The sequence below is a fragment of the Flavobacterium sp. AK-301 genome (genome assembly GCF_058310215.1).
In genome coordinates this window covers 1-17432 of sequence record NZ_JBZEES010000011.1, presented here as the reverse complement: position 1 = coordinate 17432, position 17432 = coordinate 1, and the positions used below count along the sequence as shown (strand labels likewise).

General features: G+C 34.4%; 19 protein-coding genes. All 19 read left to right on the top strand.

Annotated features, from left to right (window positions below; all coding sequences use genetic code 11):
- The first annotated feature begins 127 nt into the window (after positions 1-127).
- The 19 genes from aspS (at position 128) to tssD (AC4FQX_RS12620) (ending at position 17270) form a co-directional block, all read left to right on the top strand.
- Entirely contained in the window at positions 128-1888 is a 1761-nt protein-coding gene (gene aspS, locus AC4FQX_RS12710) for an aspartate--tRNA ligase (RefSeq protein WP_491168083.1), read from the top strand.
- A 150-nt stretch (positions 1889-2038) separates the two neighbouring features.
- A complete protein-coding gene (locus AC4FQX_RS12705) occupies positions 2039-2239 on the top strand; it encodes a cold-shock protein (RefSeq protein ID WP_027310289.1) in 201 nt (66 codons plus the stop codon).
- 211 nt (positions 2240-2450) lie between these two features.
- Entirely contained in the window at positions 2451-2819 is a 369-nt protein-coding gene (locus AC4FQX_RS12700) for an NADH-quinone oxidoreductase subunit A (RefSeq protein ID WP_491168082.1), read from the top strand.
- A gap of 14 nt (positions 2820-2833) precedes the next feature.
- A complete protein-coding gene (locus tag AC4FQX_RS12695; RefSeq protein WP_491168081.1) occupies positions 2834-3385 on the top strand; it encodes an NADH-quinone oxidoreductase subunit B in 552 nt (183 codons plus the stop codon).
- A 9-nt stretch (positions 3386-3394) separates the two neighbouring features.
- A complete protein-coding gene (locus tag AC4FQX_RS12690; protein WP_491168080.1) occupies positions 3395-3916 on the top strand; it encodes an NADH-quinone oxidoreductase subunit C in 522 nt (173 codons plus the stop codon).
- Between the two features lie 28 nt (positions 3917-3944).
- On the top strand, positions 3945-5189 hold the full coding sequence (locus tag AC4FQX_RS12685; RefSeq protein ID WP_491168154.1) for an NADH-quinone oxidoreductase subunit D: 1245 nt from the start codon (positions 3945-3947) through the stop codon (positions 5187-5189).
- Positions 5190-5195: 6 nt separating this feature from the next.
- The gene (locus tag AC4FQX_RS12680; RefSeq protein ID WP_491168079.1) at positions 5196-5720 is read left to right on the top strand and encodes a complex I 24 kDa subunit family protein; all 525 of its coding nucleotides are present in this window, start codon (positions 5196-5198) and stop codon (positions 5718-5720) included.
- Positions 5721-5732: 12 nt separating this feature from the next.
- A complete protein-coding gene (nuoF, locus tag AC4FQX_RS12675; RefSeq protein WP_491168078.1) occupies positions 5733-7100 on the top strand; it encodes an NADH-quinone oxidoreductase subunit NuoF in 1368 nt (455 codons plus the stop codon).
- A gap of 19 nt (positions 7101-7119) precedes the next feature.
- Positions 7120-8160, top strand: a complete 1041-nt coding sequence (locus AC4FQX_RS12670) for an NADH-quinone oxidoreductase subunit G (protein WP_491168077.1) — start codon at positions 7120-7122, stop codon at positions 8158-8160.
- Between the two features lie 8 nt (positions 8161-8168).
- Entirely contained in the window at positions 8169-9200 is a 1032-nt protein-coding gene (nuoH, locus tag AC4FQX_RS12665; protein WP_491168076.1) for an NADH-quinone oxidoreductase subunit NuoH, read from the top strand.
- Between the two features lie 11 nt (positions 9201-9211).
- Positions 9212-9760, top strand: a complete 549-nt coding sequence (locus AC4FQX_RS12660) for a NuoI/complex I 23 kDa subunit family protein (protein ID WP_491168075.1) — start codon at positions 9212-9214, stop codon at positions 9758-9760.
- A 3-nt stretch (positions 9761-9763) separates the two neighbouring features.
- Positions 9764-10273: an NADH-quinone oxidoreductase subunit J family protein gene (locus AC4FQX_RS12655; RefSeq protein ID WP_491168074.1), complete on the top strand. Its 510-nt coding sequence runs from the start codon at positions 9764-9766 to the stop codon at positions 10271-10273.
- Positions 10273-10593 carry an NADH-quinone oxidoreductase subunit NuoK gene (gene nuoK / locus AC4FQX_RS12650; protein ID WP_491168153.1) on the top strand — a complete coding sequence of 107 codons (321 nt, stop codon included), beginning with the start codon at positions 10273-10275 and terminating at the stop codon, positions 10591-10593. Before AC4FQX_RS12655 ends, nuoK begins: the two co-directional genes overlap by 1 nt.
- Positions 10594-10599: 6 nt before the next feature.
- Complete coding sequence (nuoL, locus tag AC4FQX_RS12645) at positions 10600-12489, top strand: NADH-quinone oxidoreductase subunit L (protein ID WP_491168073.1); 1890 nt, start codon at positions 10600-10602, stop codon at positions 12487-12489.
- 10 nt (positions 12490-12499) lie between these two features.
- Positions 12500-13942 carry a complex I subunit 4 family protein gene (locus tag AC4FQX_RS12640; protein ID WP_491168152.1) on the top strand — a complete coding sequence of 481 codons (1443 nt, stop codon included), beginning with the start codon at positions 12500-12502 and terminating at the stop codon, positions 13940-13942.
- A 12-nt stretch (positions 13943-13954) separates the two neighbouring features.
- Complete coding sequence (locus AC4FQX_RS12635) at positions 13955-15322, top strand: NADH-quinone oxidoreductase subunit N (RefSeq protein WP_491168072.1); 1368 nt, start codon at positions 13955-13957, stop codon at positions 15320-15322.
- Between the two features lie 152 nt (positions 15323-15474).
- On the top strand, positions 15475-15861 hold the full coding sequence (locus AC4FQX_RS12630) for a rhodanese-like domain-containing protein (protein ID WP_491168071.1): 387 nt from the start codon (positions 15475-15477) through the stop codon (positions 15859-15861).
- Positions 15862-16312: 451 nt separating this feature from the next.
- A complete protein-coding gene (gene tssD / locus AC4FQX_RS12625) occupies positions 16313-16699 on the top strand; it encodes a type VI secretion system tube protein TssD (protein WP_491168070.1) in 387 nt (128 codons plus the stop codon).
- Between the two features lie 178 nt (positions 16700-16877).
- Positions 16878-17270 carry a type VI secretion system tube protein TssD gene (tssD, locus tag AC4FQX_RS12620; RefSeq protein WP_491168069.1) on the top strand — a complete coding sequence of 131 codons (393 nt, stop codon included), beginning with the start codon at positions 16878-16880 and terminating at the stop codon, positions 17268-17270.
- The last annotated feature ends 162 nt before the right edge of the window (positions 17271-17432 follow it).

Genomic DNA, 17432 nt, shown 5'->3' with positions numbered 1-17432 from the left:
AAGCTTACAAGAAAACCCTTTTAAACCTTTGTATCTCTGCAACTTCAAAAGAAAATTTTCCTTTTCATTTTTTAAAGTCCTTATTTCGTAATTAGTTATTAAATTTGCAACCTAAAATTTTGATACAATGTATAGAAGTCATAATTGTGGAGAACTAAGAATTTCACACATCAATAAAGAAGTTACATTATCAGGCTGGGTACAAAAATCCCGCGATAAAGGTTTTATGACCTGGGTAGACCTAAGAGATCGATATGGAATCACTCAGCTTATTTTTGACTCTGAAAGAACAAAATCAAATGTTTTTGAACTAGCTAAAACACTGGGACGTGAATTTGTAATTCAAATTAAAGGAACTGTTATCGAAAGAGTTTCCAAAAATCCTAATATGTTAACTGGCGATATTGAAATTCTAGTATCAGAATTAAATATTCTAAACGGTTCTTTAACTCCCCCTTTCACTATTGAGGATGAAACAGATGGTGGTGAAGATATCAGAATGAAATACCGTTATCTGGATATTCGTAGAAATCCGGTAAAAAATAGCTTACTGTTCCGTCATAAAGTAGCAATGGCAGTAAGAAACTATCTCTCTGCACAAGAATTTGTAGAAATAGAAACTCCTTATTTAATCAAATCCACTCCCGAAGGAGCTCGTGACTTTGTAGTCCCTTCCCGTATGAATGAAGGACAATTCTATGCTTTACCACAGTCTCCTCAAACCTTCAAACAACTACTTATGGTTGGTGGTATGGATAAATACTTCCAAATCGTAAAATGTTTCCGTGATGAAGATCTGAGAGCAGACCGTCAGCCTGAATTTACACAAATTGACTGTGAAATGGCTTTTGTAGAGCAAGAAGATATTCTGAATGTTTTTGAGGGACTGACACGTCATCTGTTAAAAGAGATCAACGGAGTTGAAGTAGATAAGTTCCCGAGAATGACCTATGCGGATGCGATGAGAAAATATGGTAATGACAAACCGGATATTCGTTTCGGAATGGAATTTGGCGAGCTGAATGAAATTGCCCAACATAAAGAATTCTCTGTATTTAACAATTCAGAATTAGTAGTCGGGATTGCCGTTCCGGGAGCTGGAGAATACACTAGAAAAGAAATAGACGCTTTAATCGAATGGGTAAAACGTCCACAAGTAGGCGCCAGCGGAATGGTATATGTAAAATGTAATGAAGATGGTACTTTTAAATCTTCTGTAGATAAATTTTACGATCAGGATGACTTGGCAAAATGGGCAGATAAAACAGGAGCAAAAGCAGGCGATATGATTTTTGTTTTATCCGGAACAGCAAATAAAACACGTGCTCAGTTAAGTGCTTTACGTATGGAACTGGCAACTCGTTTAGGATTACGTGACCCTAAAGTCTTCGCTCCATTATGGGTTGTAGATTTCCCTTTACTGGAATGGGACGAAGAATCAGAACGTTTCCACGCCATGCACCACCCGTTTACATCTCCTAAACCGGAAGACATCTCTCTATTAGAGACCAATCCGGCAGAAGTAAGAGCAAATGCCTATGATATGGTTTTAAACGGAAATGAGATCGGAGGCGGTTCTATCCGTATACATGATAAAGAAACACAACAGTTAATGTTCAAATATCTTGGCTTCACAGAAGAACAGGCAAAAGCACAGTTTGGTTTCTTAATGGATGCTTTCCAGTTCGGAGCTCCACCACACGGAGGTTTAGCTTTTGGTCTGGATAGACTGGTTGCTATTTTGGGCGGACAAGAAACCATCAGAGATTTTATTGCTTTTCCAAAAAACAATTCAGGAAGAGATGTAATGATCGATGCACCTGCAATTATAGATGAAATACAGCTAAAAGAATTACATATTCAACTAAATTTACAAAATAAAGGCTAAAAAGTGTTAATATTAAAACCGATTAAACACCTATGAAACAGACCAAAACTCTGAAAATCAATCTTATTTACTAAAAAAAAACATAAAATCTGTCTTTGGTATAATAATAAAGAGTACATTTGTTTATTATTAATTATTTTTATTATTACAATGCGAACAGGCACAGTTAAATTTTTCAATGAATCTAAAGGTTACGGATTTATTACAGACGAAGAAACAGGAAAAGACATTTTTGTTCATGCTTCAGGAATCAGAGCGGAAGAATTACGCGAAGGTGACAGAGTAAGTTATGAAGAAGAGGAAGGAAGAAAAGGTAAAGTAGCTGCTCAGGTAGCAGTTCTTGAAGACTAAAAATAGCCTATATTTTTAGTCCACCTAAAAAGACTAACCGCACAACATTCTGTTGTGCGGTTTTTTTATACCATATAATCTAATTTTCGAGAAAACAAAATTCTATTTTACATAATTTAAGTAAAATGATTCTAAATTAAATTTTAACACCTGTATTCTGAGCTAATATTTATATCTTCGTAGTCTTTATTATTTAATAAATATTTTAGTCATGCAGTCAACTCAAACAGACCTGATACCAATTATAATGCAAGTTGTTTTTGCATTTGGTTTTGTTGCTCTAACCGTTATTATATCAGGTTTATTAGGACCAAAAGTATCCTACCCAAATAAAGATAAAAACTTTGAATGTGGAGTCGAATCCATTGGAAAAACCCGCATTCCGTTTTCTGTTAAATATTTCCTTATCGCTATATTATTCGTTCTGTTTGATGTTGAAGTTATTTTCATGTATCCTTGGGCTGTTAATTTCAGAGCTCTTGGGGTTGAAGGAATGATCAAAATGGTAATATTTATGATGATACTTTTAGTTGGATTCTTCTATATTATCAAGAAAAAAGGATTAGAATGGGAAAATTAATTATTAAGTAATTTATGAGCGATTCATCAAAAATAAATATGGTAGATGCACCTGAAGGATTTGAAGGTGCCGGATTTTTTGCTACAAAACTAGATACTGTAGTAGGGCTTGCTCGTGCCAATTCATTATGGCCATTACCTTTTGCCACTTCATGTTGTGGTATTGAATTTATGGCAACTATGGCTGCTAATTATGATGTAGCCCGTTTTGGATCAGAACGTATGAGTTTCTCTCCTCGTCAGGCAGATATGCTTTTAGTAATGGGAACTATTTCTAAGAAATTAGCTCCTGTTTTACGTCAGGTATATGAGCAAATGGCAGAGCCTAAATGGGTTATCGCTGTTGGTGCATGTGCTTCCTCAGGTGGTATATTCGATACTTACTCTGTTCTTCAGGGAATTGACAAAGTAATCCCTGTTGATGTCTATGTACCGGGATGCCCTCCCCGTCCAGAACAAATTTTAGACGGAATTTTAAAATTGCAAGAACTGGTAAAATCGGAATCTGTTAAAAGAAGAGGTTCTGAAGTCTATAAAGATTTACTGGCTTCTTATAACCTTTCTTAAAGTAATAAAATGGCTTTAGAAAACCTTGTAATAGAAAACAAATTAACTGAGACCTTCGGTTCAAAAGTATCCGATTTTGCTCAGCATAAAGATATATTCACTTTTGAAGTTTCTTCGGAATCAATAGAAAAAGTAATGCAGTTCCTTAAAGAAGATGAAACACTACGTTTCAATTTCCTTACCGATGTATGTGGCGTTCATTATCCAGATTCAGAAGTCAACCGACAATTTGCCGTTGTGTATCATATGCACAACTGGTATGATAATGTTCGTATACGAATCAAATGTTACCTGAATGGTAACAAACCTGAAATCAGCACTGTATCCAATCTGTTTTTAAGTGCTAACTGGCAGGAAAGAGAAACATACGATTTTTTCGGTATTATATTTAAAGGACATCCACAACTGAAGAGAATTCTCAACATGGATGAAATGGTTTCTTTCCCTATGCGAAAAGAATATCCTTTAGAAGACGGCGGAAGAACAGATAAAGATGATAGATTTTTTGGAAGAACTCCAGAAAATTGCTAATAATGAACCTGAAATAATTTCGATTAAAATGTCAGACCTGTTATTAACACCAGAGCATAGATATGCTAAATTAATAGAACGTAGCGGACAAAATGAAAACGGAGAAGGACACGAATACTCAGTTTTGAATTTAGGACCTACGCATCCGGCAACACATGGTATTTTCCAGAATGTTCTGCTAATGGATGGAGAGAAAATTATTGATGGAGAAGGAACTGTTGGATACATCCACCGTGCATTTGAAAAAATATCGGAAAACAGACCTTTCTATCAAATTACACCTTTAACAGACAGAATGAACTACTGCTCTGCTCCTATTAATAATATGGGATGGTGGATGACAATAGAGAAAGCATTGGGTATTGAAATACCAAAAAGAGTACAATATTTACGTGTTATTATAATGGAATTGGCACGTATTGCTGACCACATCATTTGTAACTCAGTAATGGGTGTTGATACCGGAGCGCTTACCGGATTCTTATATGTTTTTCAGTATAGAGAAAAAATATACGAAATCTACGAAGAAATTTGCGGAGCTCGTTTAACAACCAATATGGGCAGAATAGGCGGATTCGAAAGAGAATGGAGTCCTACTGCTTTCAAAAAAATAAATGATTTTCTGAATGAATTCCCTGATATTTGGAGAGAATTCGAAGACTTATTATCCAGAAACAGAATTTTTATGGACAGAACCATAAATATCGGTTCTATCTCTGCAGAAAGAGCAATTAGCTACGGATTTACAGGTCCTAATCTACGTGCTACCGGTGTTGATTATGATGTCCGAATCATGCAACCTTACTCCTCTTATGAAGATTTTGAATTTAGTATTCCTGTTGGAAAATCTGGAGATACTTATGATCGTTTCTGTGTAAGAAACGGAGAAGTATGGGAAAGTTTAAGCATCATCAGACAAGCTCTTGCTAAATTACCTGAAGGTCCTTTCCATGCTGATGTTCCTGATTATTACCTCCCTCCAAAAGATGAAGTGTATCATAATATGGAAGCATTAATTTATCATTTCAAAATCGTAATGGGTGAAATTCCTGTTCCGGTAACAGAAGTATACCATGCAGTAGAAGGAGCTAACGGAGAATTAGGATTTTACCTTATCACTGACGGAAGCAGAACACCTTACCGATTACATTTCAGAAGACCTTGTTTTATTTACTATCAAGCATTTAACGAAATGGTAAGAGGGCAAATGCTTTCTGATGCAATCATTACTTTGTCTAGTCTTAATGTTATAGCGGGCGAATTAGACGCCTAAAGGATTATGGAACATACCAATATAAAACAACAAATCAATATAGATGCTACTCTGATGGAGCGCATCAACGAGTTAATAAGTCATTATCCGGCTGATAAAAGAAAATCAGCTCTATTACCCGTACTTCATGAAGTACAGGATGCTCACGAAAACTGGCTGAGCATTGAATTAATGGATAAAGTTGCCGAAATACTGGAGATCAAACCAATTGAAGTATATGAAGTAGTCTCTTTTTATACCATGTTCAATCAAAAACCAGTTGGAAAATACATGTTTGAGTTTTGTAAAACTTCCCCATGTTGTTTAAAAGGAACAGAAGATCTTGTTGACTATACCTGTGAAAAACTAGGAATCAAAGAAGGTGAAACTACTGCTGACGGAATGTTTACCGTTGCCGGTGTTGAATGTTTAGGTGCATGTGGTTATGCTCCGATGATGCAAATTGGTGATTTTTATCACGAACATCTTAATAAAGAAAAGATCAATCAGCTCATTGCTGATTGCAAGGATAATAAAATTAGTTTACACTAATAATAGGAAATCATGAGTAGAAAAATATTATTAGAGAACGCACATATTCCGGGAATTAAAACCTATGAAGTATACCGTGCAAATGGTGGCTACCGATCTGTAGAAAAAGCGATAAAAACAATGACTCCTGATGAGATCGTAGAAGACGTTAAAACGTCCGGATTACGAGGAAGAGGTGGCGCTGGTTTCCCTGTGGGAATGAAGTGGAGTTTTATTGATAAAAAATCAGGAAAACCAAGACATTTGGTTTGTAATGCCGATGAATCAGAACCGGGTACTTTTAAAGACCGTTTCCTGATGGAATACATCCCTCACCTATTGATCGAAGGAATGATCGCTTCCAGTTTTGCGTTGGGTGCGAATTTATCCTATATCTATATTAGAGGGGAATATATGTGGATCTATAAAATCCTTGAACATGCTATTAAAGAAGCCTACGCTAATGGATGGCTGGGCAAAAATATATTAGGTTCCGGTTTTGATCTGGATTTATATGTACACTGCGGTGCGGGAGCTTATATTTGCGGAGAAGAAACAGCATTAATAGAATCATTAGAAGGAAAAAGAGGAAACCCTCGTATTAAACCACCATTCCCTGCGGTTAGTGGTTTATGGGCGAATCCAACGGTTGTAAATAATGTTGAATCTATTGCTACAGTGCCATGGATCATTAATAACACAGGAGAAGAATACGCTAAAATAGGCGTAGGAAGATCAACAGGAACAAAATTAATTTCTGCTTCGGGACATATTAAAAATCCGGGAGTTTATGAAATCGAAATGGGACTTACGGTTTATGAATTCATGAACTCAGATGAATATTTAGGTGGTATGATAGATGACCGACCTCTTAAAGCATTTATTCCTGGAGGCTCTTCTGTTCCGATATTACCAACGAACCTAATTTATAAAACAGCCAATAATGAAGACCGTTTAATGACATATGAATCATTAGCAGACGGTGGATTTGCTACAGGATCTTCTTTAGGTTCCGGTGGGTTTATTGTATACAATGACACTTCCTGTATTGTTAGAAATACTTGGAATTTTTCCCGTTTTTACCATCATGAAAGTTGTGGACAATGTTCTCCTTGTCGTGAAGGTACAGGATGGCTTGAAAAAGTATTATACCGTATTGAAAACGGACAGGGTCGTGAAGAAGATATTGATTTACTTTGGAGTATTCAGAGTAAAATCGAAGGAAATACCATTTGTCCATTAGGTGACGCTGCTGCCTGGCCTGTTGCTGCCGCTATTCGTCACTTTAGAGATGAGTTTGAATATCATATTCGTTTCCCTGAAAAAATAAAAAACAGAGATCATTATGTTGCAGAACCTTTTGAAAAGGTAAAACATCTGGTTTCTAAAGTAATCGTATAACGTCAAGTAGTATTAGATAATGAAAGTAACAATCGACGGACAAGATATAGAAGTAGAGCCGGGAACAACTATCCTACAGGCTGCCAGACTAATAGGCGGGGAATCTGTTCCTCCTGCCATGTGCTATTATTCTAAATTAAAAGGAAGTGGTGGAAAATGTCGTGCCTGCTTAGTGGAAGTTTCTAAAGGAAGTGAAGCTGATCCGAGACCAATGCCAAAATTAATGCCTTCCTGCCTTACAGGGTGTATGGATGGTATGGAAATAAAAAGTATTACTTCTGAAAGAGCTATAGAAGCAAGACAAGCAGTAACAGAATTCTTATTAATCAATCACCCTCTGGATTGTCCGGTATGTGATCAGGCTGGTGAATGTGACTTACAAAACCTGAGTTTTAATAATGGAACTGCTAAAACTCGTTTTATTGAAGAAAAAAGAACTTTTGAGCCTGAAAATATTGGTGATAAGATTCAGTTACACATGAACCGTTGTATTTTATGCTATCGTTGTGTTTTGGTTGCAGATCAGTTAACCGACAACAGAGTTCACGGAGTAATGAATCGTGGAGATCATTCTCAAATCTCTACCTGTATCTCTAAAGCAATAGACAATGAATTCTCAGGAAATATGATCGATGTATGTCCTGTAGGAGCATTAACAGATAAAACATTCCGATTTAAATCAAGAGTATGGTTCAGTAAACCATACAATGCTCATAGAAACTGTACTAAATGTTCTGGGAAAACTACGGTTTGGATGTTTGGAGACGAAATACAAAGAGTAACAGGAAGAAAAGACGAATATCATGAAGTAGATGAATTTATCTGCAACGAATGTCGTTTTGACCATAAAGATACTGCTGACTGGGTAATTGAAGGACCAAGAAAATTCGAGAAATTCTCTGTAATCAATCAGAACAATTACACCGAAGAATTAAAACCAGTAGTAATCAATACTGAAAAAAACATTTTACTTGGTAGAGATGAAGATCGCAAAAAAATAAGTATGTCTGCGATTCCACTGGACGAAGAAATACATACAAACAATAATCTTAAATCTTAAGTGGCGAAATGGACACTACATTTATTATAGAAAAAGGAGTCATTATTTTGGTTGTATTTGCGATCACAATGGTTATGGCAATGTATTGTACGCTTGCGGAAAGAAAAATAGCTGCTTTTTTACAAGATCGTATCGGACCTAACAGAGCCGGTAAATATGGTATACTGCAACCTCTCGCGGATGGTATGAAATTATTTTCGAAAGAGGAATTTTTGCCTAATACCCCAAATAAGTTTTTATTCGTTCTCGGTCCTATTATTGCAATGAGCATGGCATTGATTACCAGTGCTGTTATTCCATGGGGTGATAAACTTCATCTTTTTGGAAGAGATATTATATTACAAGCAACTGATATTGATGTTGCTTTACTATATGTTTTTGCAGTTGTTTCCTGTGGTGTATACGGTATTATTATCGGAGCATGGGCTTCTAACAATAAATTCTCTTTGATGAGTGCTGTTCGTGCTTCATCACAGATGATTTCTTATGAGGTTGCAATGGGACTTTCGATGATCGCATTAGTAATGGTAACAGGAACACTGAGCTTAAAAGAAATATCAGCAGCGCAATCCGGAATGAACTGGAATGTATTTTATCAACCTCTTGGGTTTTTAATATTCCTGATCTGTTCTTTTGCTGAGACCAATCGTGCACCTTTCGATTTAGCGGAATGTGAAACGGAACTTATTGGAGGATATCACGTAGAATATTCTTCTATGAAAATGGGGTTCTATTTATTTGCCGAATATGCCAGTTTATTCATTTCATCTACATTATTAGCTGTTTTATATTTTGGAGGCTATAATTATCCAGGAATGGAATGGGCTGTAGAAAACTGGGGAGTTAATATCGCAAACGTAATTAGCATATTTGTTCTTTTTGCTAAACTTTGTTTCTTTATTTTCTTCTATATGTGGGTAAGATGGACACTGCCTCGATTTAGATATGACCAATTAATGACCTTAGGCTGGAAAGTTTTAATTCCACTTTCTATAGCAAATATTATTATCACTGGAATTATGATTTTAGTTTTCCAATAAAATAAAATAAAATGGCAATAGAAACGATATCATTATCTGGAAAAAAGAAAGAAGTTTCCAATAAAAAAATGACTTTTTTGGAGAGTATATATCTTGTAGCAATTGCTAAAGGATTAAGAATTACATTTAAACACTTATTCAAAAAGAAAGTGACCCTTCAATTCCCGGAACAGGTAAGAGCCTATATCCCTCCTGCTTATCGTGGTCAGCATATGTTAATGCGTGACGACGAAGGAAGAGAAAGATGTACTGCCTGTGGACTTTGTGCCCTTTCCTGTCCTGCTGAAGCAATCACAATGAAAGCAAGCGAACGTCAAAAAGGAGAAGAACATCTTTATCGTGAAGAAAAATATGCATCGATCTATGAGATTAATATGTTGCGTTGTATCTTCTGCGGACTATGCGAAGAAGCCTGTCCAAAAGAAGCAATTTACTTAACAAAATCAAAAGTAATATCTCAAGCCGGTTATGAAAGAGAAAGTTTCATATTTGGTAAAGACAAATTGGTAATGCCTTTAGAAATGGCATTAAAAAACAGTAAAACACAAACAGCTAATTAAACTATGATAACGATTTTATTTTATATTTTATCTGCGATAACATTAGCTTCAGCATTTATGACGATAATCAGCAAAAATGCGATTCATAGTGCTATTTATTTAATTATCTGTTTTTTCTCTATCGCAGGACATTACCTGATGTTCAACGCTCAGTTTTTAGCAATTGTACACATCATCGTATATTCAGGTGCCATTATGGTTCTTTTATTATTTACTTTGATGTTAATGAATCTGAGTTCTAAAGAGGAGCCACATAAATCAGCAGTAACAAAAATTGCCGCAGTATTGTCTTTTTGTCTGATAGCAATCGTTCTACTAGCTGTATTCTTAAAAGCGCAACCAATTATAGAACAGTACAGATCTAGTGGGCAAGATTTTCAATCTATTCGTATACTGGGACAGGTATTAATTAATGATTATGCTGTTCCGTTCGAGTTTGCTTCCCTATTATTATTGTTATCAATGATTGGAGCTGTATTATTGTCTAAAAAAGAAAAAAATAGCCAAATATGATACAAAATATACTTCAGGAAATTGGTATTGAATCCTATATTTACCTGTCAGCAATTCTTTTCTCCATCGGAATATTTGGAGTTATATACAGACGAAATGCAATTGTTGTATTAATGTCTATTGAGATTATGTTAAATGCAGTGAATCTGTTATTAGTGGTTTTTTCAAACTATCATCAGGATGCCTCAGGACAAGTATTCGTGATTTTTTCAATGGCAGTAGCTGCTGCAGAGGTAGCAATAGGTCTTGCCATACTGGTTTCAGTTTTTAGAAATCTGAACTCAATCGACATAGATAAATTAAAAAATTTAAAAGGATAGTTTCTAATGGAGACAAGCTTAGTATTACTATTATTATTAGCCCCATTAGTTGGGTTTTTATTCAATGCTTTTTTCGGAAAAAAAGTGAGTAAAACAATGGCAAGTGTTATTGCTACAGTATCTGTAACTATATCATTTGCAATAACTCTTTATTTCTTTGGAAGTATATTGGGTTCAAAACAACCAATCGAAGTAAATCTGTTTGACTGGATAAAACTATCTAATTTCAATGTAAGTTTTGGAATTTTACTGGATCAGTTATCCTTACTATGGTTACTTTTTGTAACCGGTATCGGAGCTTTAATCCATATCTATTCTATCAGTTATATGCATGATGATGAAAATGTAGACAAATATTTTGCCTACCTTAACTTATTCATCTTTTTCATGATAACATTAGTAGTGAGCAGCAACTTGCTAGTTATGTTCATTGGTTGGGAAGGTGTTGGATTATGTTCTTATTTACTAATCGGATTCTGGTATAAGAATCAGGATTTCAATGATGCTGCTAAAAAAGCATTTATCATGAACAGAATCGGAGATTTAGGTTTTTTAGTTGGGATCTTCATCATCGGATATGTTTTCAACACATTAGATTTCAATACATTAAAAGAAACAATAATAACAGGCGGTTTATCTGATGATACGTTATACTGGTTAGGTATTGCCACATTCAGTTTATTTATTGGTGCTGCCGGTAAAAGTGCACAAATACCTTTATACACCTGGTTACCGGATGCTATGGCAGGACCTACTCCTGTTTCGGCATTGATCCACGCTGCAACAATGGTAACAGCAGGTATCTTTATGATTACCCGTTTAAATTATATGTTTGATCTGACTCCGGATGTTCAGAATATTATTGCAATCATAGGAGCTGTCACTTCTCTGTTTGCTGCTACAATCGGATTAGTTCAGAATGATATTAAAAAAGTATTAGCTTATTCAACCGTATCTCAGTTGGGACTAATGTTCTTAGCTCTTGGATTAGGGGCTTATAATATTGCTGTATTCCATGTTATTACACATGCTTTCTTTAAAGCCTGTCTATTCCTTGGTTCAGGATCTGTTATCCATGCTTTACACGGAGAACAGGATATGCGCAGAATGGGTGGGCTTAAAAATGTTATGAAAATAACATTTATCACTTTCTTAATCGCATCATTAGCGATTTCCGGAATCCCTCCTTTCTCCGGTTTTTTCTCAAAAGATGAAATTTTAATGGTCGCTTTCCAACATAATAAAACACTTTGGATCATCGCTTCGTTAGCTTCTATAATGACCGCTTTCTATATGTTCAGATTGCTTTACCTTACTTTCTTCAAAAATTTCAGAGGAACTAAAGAGCAAAAAGAACACTTACATGAATCACCGAGTTTAATTACCTTTCCTTTAATTGTTCTGGCTGTATTATCTTTAATAGGTGGTTTAATCAGTTTACCAGGAAATAGCTGGTTAAACAATTATCTGGCTCCGATTTTCATTGGAGGTGAGACGGAAGCACATCATTTTGGATCAACGGAATATATGTTGATGGGATTAGCTATTATAGGTGGACTTATCGGTATTGGCATTGCTTATATAAAATATATCAAACAATCTTCCATTCCTAAAGAAGATTACGAAATACAAGGGGTTGCAAAAGTAATCTATAACAAATATTATATAGATCAGATATACAACGCTTTATTTGTACTTCCTTTATATTACCTTTCTACTTTCTTTAAAGGTGTTATAGAGCCCTTACTGGCTAATATACTATTTGGTATAACTTCTATAATATTGGGAGTTGCAGATCAGGGAAAAAAATTACAGAACGGAAGTGTCGGATTCTATTTATTCGCTTTTGTATTAGGACTGAGTGCGATATTAATCTATTTATTTTTAGGACAATAATTTATACATGATGGACATATCTTTTATATTAATTATACTACTATTTGGAGCAGTAGCGACTTATTTCTCAGGAGATAAACTAGCTTCTAAGGTAGCTTTGCTTTTTAGCGCAGTATCTCTGATCGCTTCCTTATATCTGTTAAATCAGTATAACCTCGGTGAAAATATTGACTTCTACAGCACATGGATTAAACAGCCTAATATTGCATTAACATTTAAAGCAGATGGACTTTCTTTAGCAATGTTGTTACTGACAACGGCACTTTCTGTTATTATTATTATTTCCTCTTTTGGTAACACCTACCAAAAATCGAAAAGCTTTTATGCTCTGGTTCTGTTTATGACTTTTGCAATGGCAGGAACATTTTTAAGTACAAATGGCTTTGTTTACTATATATTCTGGGAACTTTCTCTTATTCCTATTTACTTTATTGCATTGATCTGGGGTAATGGTAATGCGGAAACAAGAAAAAATGCAGTTGTTAAATTCTTCATCTACACCTTTGCCGGATCTCTATTTATGCTGGTTGCTTTTATCTATTTATACCAAAAAGCGGGTAGTTTCCAAATAGAAGATTTATATAAACTACGTTTAACTGCTGATGAACAATTCTGGATATTCCTGGCGTTCTTCCTGGCTTATGCTATTAAAATTCCAATTATACCATTTCATACCTGGCAGGCAAAAGTATATCAAAAAGCACCTACTGTTGGTACTATGCTTTTATCTGGCATCATGCTTAAAATGGGATTATACAGTATCATAAGATGGCAGTTACCTATTGCTCCACTAGCAGCAAAAGAGTATCTTAATTTCTTTGTAGGATTAAGTATTGCAGGCGTTATTTACGGATCTATTGTAGCATTAAAACAACAGGATCTTAAAAAATTACTAGCCTATTCATCATTAGCACACGTTGGTCTAATTGCTGCGGGAGCTTATACACTGACATTAGATGGTTTAACAGGTGCTACATTACAAATGATCGCTCACGGTTTTGTTGTTGTTGGTCTGTTCTTTGCTGCTGAAATTATCTACAGAAGATATGAAACAAGATTAATTGTTGACATGGGGGGTATCCGCTCACAAGCTCCGAAGTTTACCTCTATGTTCATCATACTGGTTTTAGCTTCTGTCGCTTTACCTTCAACATTTAACTTTGTTGGAGAATTCACATTATTATACAGTTTGTTTCAGACTAATCTTGCCTTTGCAATCATTGGAGGTACAACCATTATTTTAGGTGCTTTCTACATGCTTAGAATGTTCCAGCAGGTAATGTTAGGAGAAACAAACTCCAAAATATTTTCTGATGTTACCTTCAGTGAAGGTTTTGTTTTTGTCCTGATTATTGCATTCCTAATCTTTTTTGGGTTATACCCAAAACCTATTATTGATTTAGTAACACCGGCACTTCAGGATATAGTAGTTCACATAAACAGATTTAATTAAGTCAAATAAAAAATGAATACATTAATAGCGATTGCTGGATTAGGTATTTTATGCCTTTTAGCTGAAATATTAAACTGGAGAAAAGCCATTGTTCCTGTTACCATTGCTGGTTTAATAGGCACATTAGCCTTGACAATATGTGAATCTGATAGTAGTTCAGCACATTATAAAGATATGATTGTTGCAGATTCATTTTCTACTGCATTCTCAAGTCTGTTTATTATACTGACTATCTTTTTAATTGCGATGAGTCCTGACTTTCATGCAAAACAAATCAATAAAATATCAGACTTTGTTGCCATAAAATTATTCCTTTTGTTAGGAGCTGTAGCTATGGTTTCTTTTGGGAATCTTTCTATGTTCTTCCTTGGTCTTGAAATATTATCTATTGCTCTTTATATATTAGCGGCAAGTAACCGCACCAGTGTAAAAAGTAATGAAGCAGGAATGAAATACTTCTTAATGGGAGCTTTTGCTTCTGGAATCGTTTTATTCGGTATCTGCATGATCTATGGTGCAACCGGTACTTTCGATATTGCAATTATTCACGCCACTACTCCTGCTGTACTTTCATGGTTTTACATCGGAATTGCATTACTAAGTATAGGTATGTTATTTAAAATTGCAGCTGTACCTTTTCACTTCTGGGCTCCGGATGTTTATGAAGGTTCTCCTGCTCTGACTACTGCGGCAATGAGTACTTTAGTCAAAGTAGCTGCTATGGCGACTTTTTACAAACTTTTAAGCGGTATGAATGCTATACTGACAATAGAATATGAAACGGTTATTGTAGCCATTTCTATGCTTTCTATGACAGTAGGTAATATAATGGCTCTGAGACAAAATAACATTAAACGTATGTTAGCTTACTCTGGTATTTCTCATGCCGGATTTATGCTAATGACCTTATTAAGTTTATGTAATTCTGCAGGAATATTATTATACTATGCAGCAGCTTATTCTCTTGCCGGGATTGCAGCATTTGCCGTAATATTATATGTTACAACTAATAAAGACAATGAAAATATCGAAAACTTTAACGGATTAGGAAAAACAAATCCTTTAATGGCGGCTGTATTAACAGGAGCATTATTATCTATGGCAGGTATTCCTATATTCTCCGGTTTCTTCGCTAAATTTTTCTTACTGAATCAAACTTTACAGGCAGGATATTTATCATTAGTAATTGTAGGTATCATCAACTCTATTATAAGTGTAGGGTACTACTTTAAAGTAATAATTGCCATGTATAATAAAGAAGCTGTTATTACAGAAAAACAAGCAGTTCCTTATTTATATACAATAGTAGCCGTTCTGGCTATTGCTTTTAATATTATCATTGCATTATTCCCTTCCTGCATTTTAGAGCTTTTGAAATAGCTATATATGGATAACAATATATCAAAATGCAAATCTTAATTTCTTAAGATTTGCATTTTTTTTATAAAATATTTAAGGACGAGACAGAAACAAATTTTATACCTTTAAAATCCTTATAACTATATTATTTATCAAAGATAAAATTATCACTTATGAAACGTATTTTATTAACTCTGCTTCTTTCGTTTGCTATTCTGGGATGTAAATCACAAAACAGTAATAACGATCATAAAATAGGTGTCAGTGAATTCAAAAAAGGTATTAAACTGACTGAAGTACAGTTAATCGATGTACGAACACCTAAAGAATATAAAGAGGGTCATATTGGTAATGCAGAAAATATAGACTTTCTGGCAGACGATTTTACGGAAAAGATAAAAACTTTAGATAAAAATAAACCTGTTTATATCTATTGTAAAAGTGGAAACAGAAGCGGAAAAGCTTCTAAAATACTCTCAGAAGCCGGATTTAATACAATCTATGATCTGGAAGGCGGTATTATTTCCTGGAAAAAAGAAAACCAGCAAATTCACCCATAATCTCCTATTACTAAAATGGTTTAGAGAAAAGAAACAAGGGTCAAGAAACAAGACATGTATGAATATACGAAGTATAACACCAGATATACGATTTATTCTGCAAGATCTTTTTTGACCTTGTAGGCATCTTTGTTATATACGGTATATAAAATTCCTTTCAGACATCTGAAAGGAATTTTTATTTAAAATAAAAATCTACCAAATTCCCCCCTCTCATCAAACAATACATTTTTAAGATTTTAAAACTCTATTAACATGTTTTTTAATTAAAAAATAAAACAAAACCACTTTATATCAAAAACACAAAATAAAACATTAATGAAATTATATTTTTAAACATTATTAACCTAACAAAAGATTTTTTAGTCAAAAAAAACATAAATTATATTTGTTTTTATCATAATTATATTATAATATTGGAATATAAATAAATATTTAAATAAATAAAATTATGAGTTTTTTAGCAAAATTAAAAGTAGGCGGTAAAGATTACACTATTCTAAATGTAAGTTATGACCTAGCACAGGAAACAGACCCTACAGGAAGACCTTCTTCTGTAACAAGAGGAGGTAGAATTATAATTGAGGTAGAATCTACAGGCGGTACAGAATTGTTTGAATGGATGACCAACAATTTCGAGAGAAAAGACGGATCCATTGTTTACAGCAAACGTGATACCGATGCTACTCTGAAAGAATTAAAATTCACAGAAGCTTACATGGTAAAGTACAAAGAAACTTTTGACTCCATTGGAAAAAACCCTTTAACAGAAACATTCACGATCTCTTCTAAAAAGATTCAGATGGGTGGTGGTGATTTCGAAAACAGTTGGGTGTAATTCAACAAAATTATTATTCTCTTAAGACGGTATTTTAATTCATATCTGTTGTTATTGACAGCAGACTAGTAAGTTCAGAATTCCGTTTTGATCACAAATCCTTTTTGTACTACAAAAGGAGGTGTACTTTTATACCTCCTTTTTAACTACTTTTTTTAAATAATTAAACCTACAAATCATGAGTTTTTTAGCAAAATTAGCAATAGACGGACAGGAATTCAATGTGTTAGAGTTTGACATTGATTTCATTCAAAAAACAGACAGTATCGAAAAACCTGATGATATCGCCCGCGGAGGAAATTTCAGAATTGTTGTCGAATCAGATCGTAAAACCGATTTTATGAACTGGATGACCAACAGTTCCGAAACAAAAGACGGAACTGTAATTTTCTTTAGACGTGATGCGATGAGTAAAATGAAGGAATTACGATTCACAAAAGGCTATTGCATTTATTACAAAGAAAGCTTTAGAAGCACTACAGAAACACCTATGATAACAGAAATGAAGATCACAGCTAAAGATATTGATTTTTCAGGAGCCACACATCAAAGAGACTGGTCTCTGGAATAAACAAAAAATAAATCTCTGGTTCTGTTTCTTTAATTTATAATACTACAGTATGATTGCAACTTTAAAAAAAAATATTGAAAAAAAGGTAGTTATACGTATCCCTATGTATAACAAACCAGTGAATTATTCTGATCTGGAAATCCATCAGGAAATCCTGACGCA

Coding starts and splice junctions, on each gene's coding strand:
- AC4FQX_RS12670 (WP_491168077.1), top strand. CDS start 7,120: ATGAAAGTAACAATCGACGGACAAGATATAGAAGTAGAGCCGGGAACA.
- AC4FQX_RS12685 (WP_491168154.1), top strand. CDS start 3,945: ATGTCAGACCTGTTATTAACACCAGAGCATAGATATGCTAAATTAATA.
- AC4FQX_RS12655 (WP_491168074.1), top strand. CDS start 9,764: ATGATAACGATTTTATTTTATATTTTATCTGCGATAACATTAGCTTCA.
- AC4FQX_RS12695 (WP_491168081.1), top strand. CDS start 2,834: ATGAGCGATTCATCAAAAATAAATATGGTAGATGCACCTGAAGGATTT.
- AC4FQX_RS12700 (WP_491168082.1), top strand. CDS start 2,451: ATGCAGTCAACTCAAACAGACCTGATACCAATTATAATGCAAGTTGTT.
- AC4FQX_RS12640 (WP_491168152.1), top strand. CDS start 12,500: ATGGACATATCTTTTATATTAATTATACTACTATTTGGAGCAGTAGCG.
- nuoF (WP_491168078.1), top strand. CDS start 5,733: ATGAGTAGAAAAATATTATTAGAGAACGCACATATTCCGGGAATTAAA.
- AC4FQX_RS12635 (WP_491168072.1), top strand. CDS start 13,955: ATGAATACATTAATAGCGATTGCTGGATTAGGTATTTTATGCCTTTTA.
- AC4FQX_RS12680 (WP_491168079.1), top strand. CDS start 5,196: ATGGAACATACCAATATAAAACAACAAATCAATATAGATGCTACTCTG.
- nuoL (WP_491168073.1), top strand. CDS start 10,600: ATGGAGACAAGCTTAGTATTACTATTATTATTAGCCCCATTAGTTGGG.
- AC4FQX_RS12690 (WP_491168080.1), top strand. CDS start 3,395: ATGGCTTTAGAAAACCTTGTAATAGAAAACAAATTAACTGAGACCTTC.
- AC4FQX_RS12705 (WP_027310289.1), top strand. CDS start 2,039: ATGCGAACAGGCACAGTTAAATTTTTCAATGAATCTAAAGGTTACGGA.
- AC4FQX_RS12660 (WP_491168075.1), top strand. CDS start 9,212: ATGGCAATAGAAACGATATCATTATCTGGAAAAAAGAAAGAAGTTTCC.
- tssD (WP_491168069.1), top strand. CDS start 16,878: ATGAGTTTTTTAGCAAAATTAGCAATAGACGGACAGGAATTCAATGTG.
- tssD (WP_491168070.1), top strand. CDS start 16,313: ATGAGTTTTTTAGCAAAATTAAAAGTAGGCGGTAAAGATTACACTATT.
- nuoH (WP_491168076.1), top strand. CDS start 8,169: ATGGACACTACATTTATTATAGAAAAAGGAGTCATTATTTTGGTTGTA.
- AC4FQX_RS12630 (WP_491168071.1), top strand. CDS start 15,475: ATGAAACGTATTTTATTAACTCTGCTTCTTTCGTTTGCTATTCTGGGA.
- aspS (WP_491168083.1), top strand. CDS start 128: ATGTATAGAAGTCATAATTGTGGAGAACTAAGAATTTCACACATCAAT.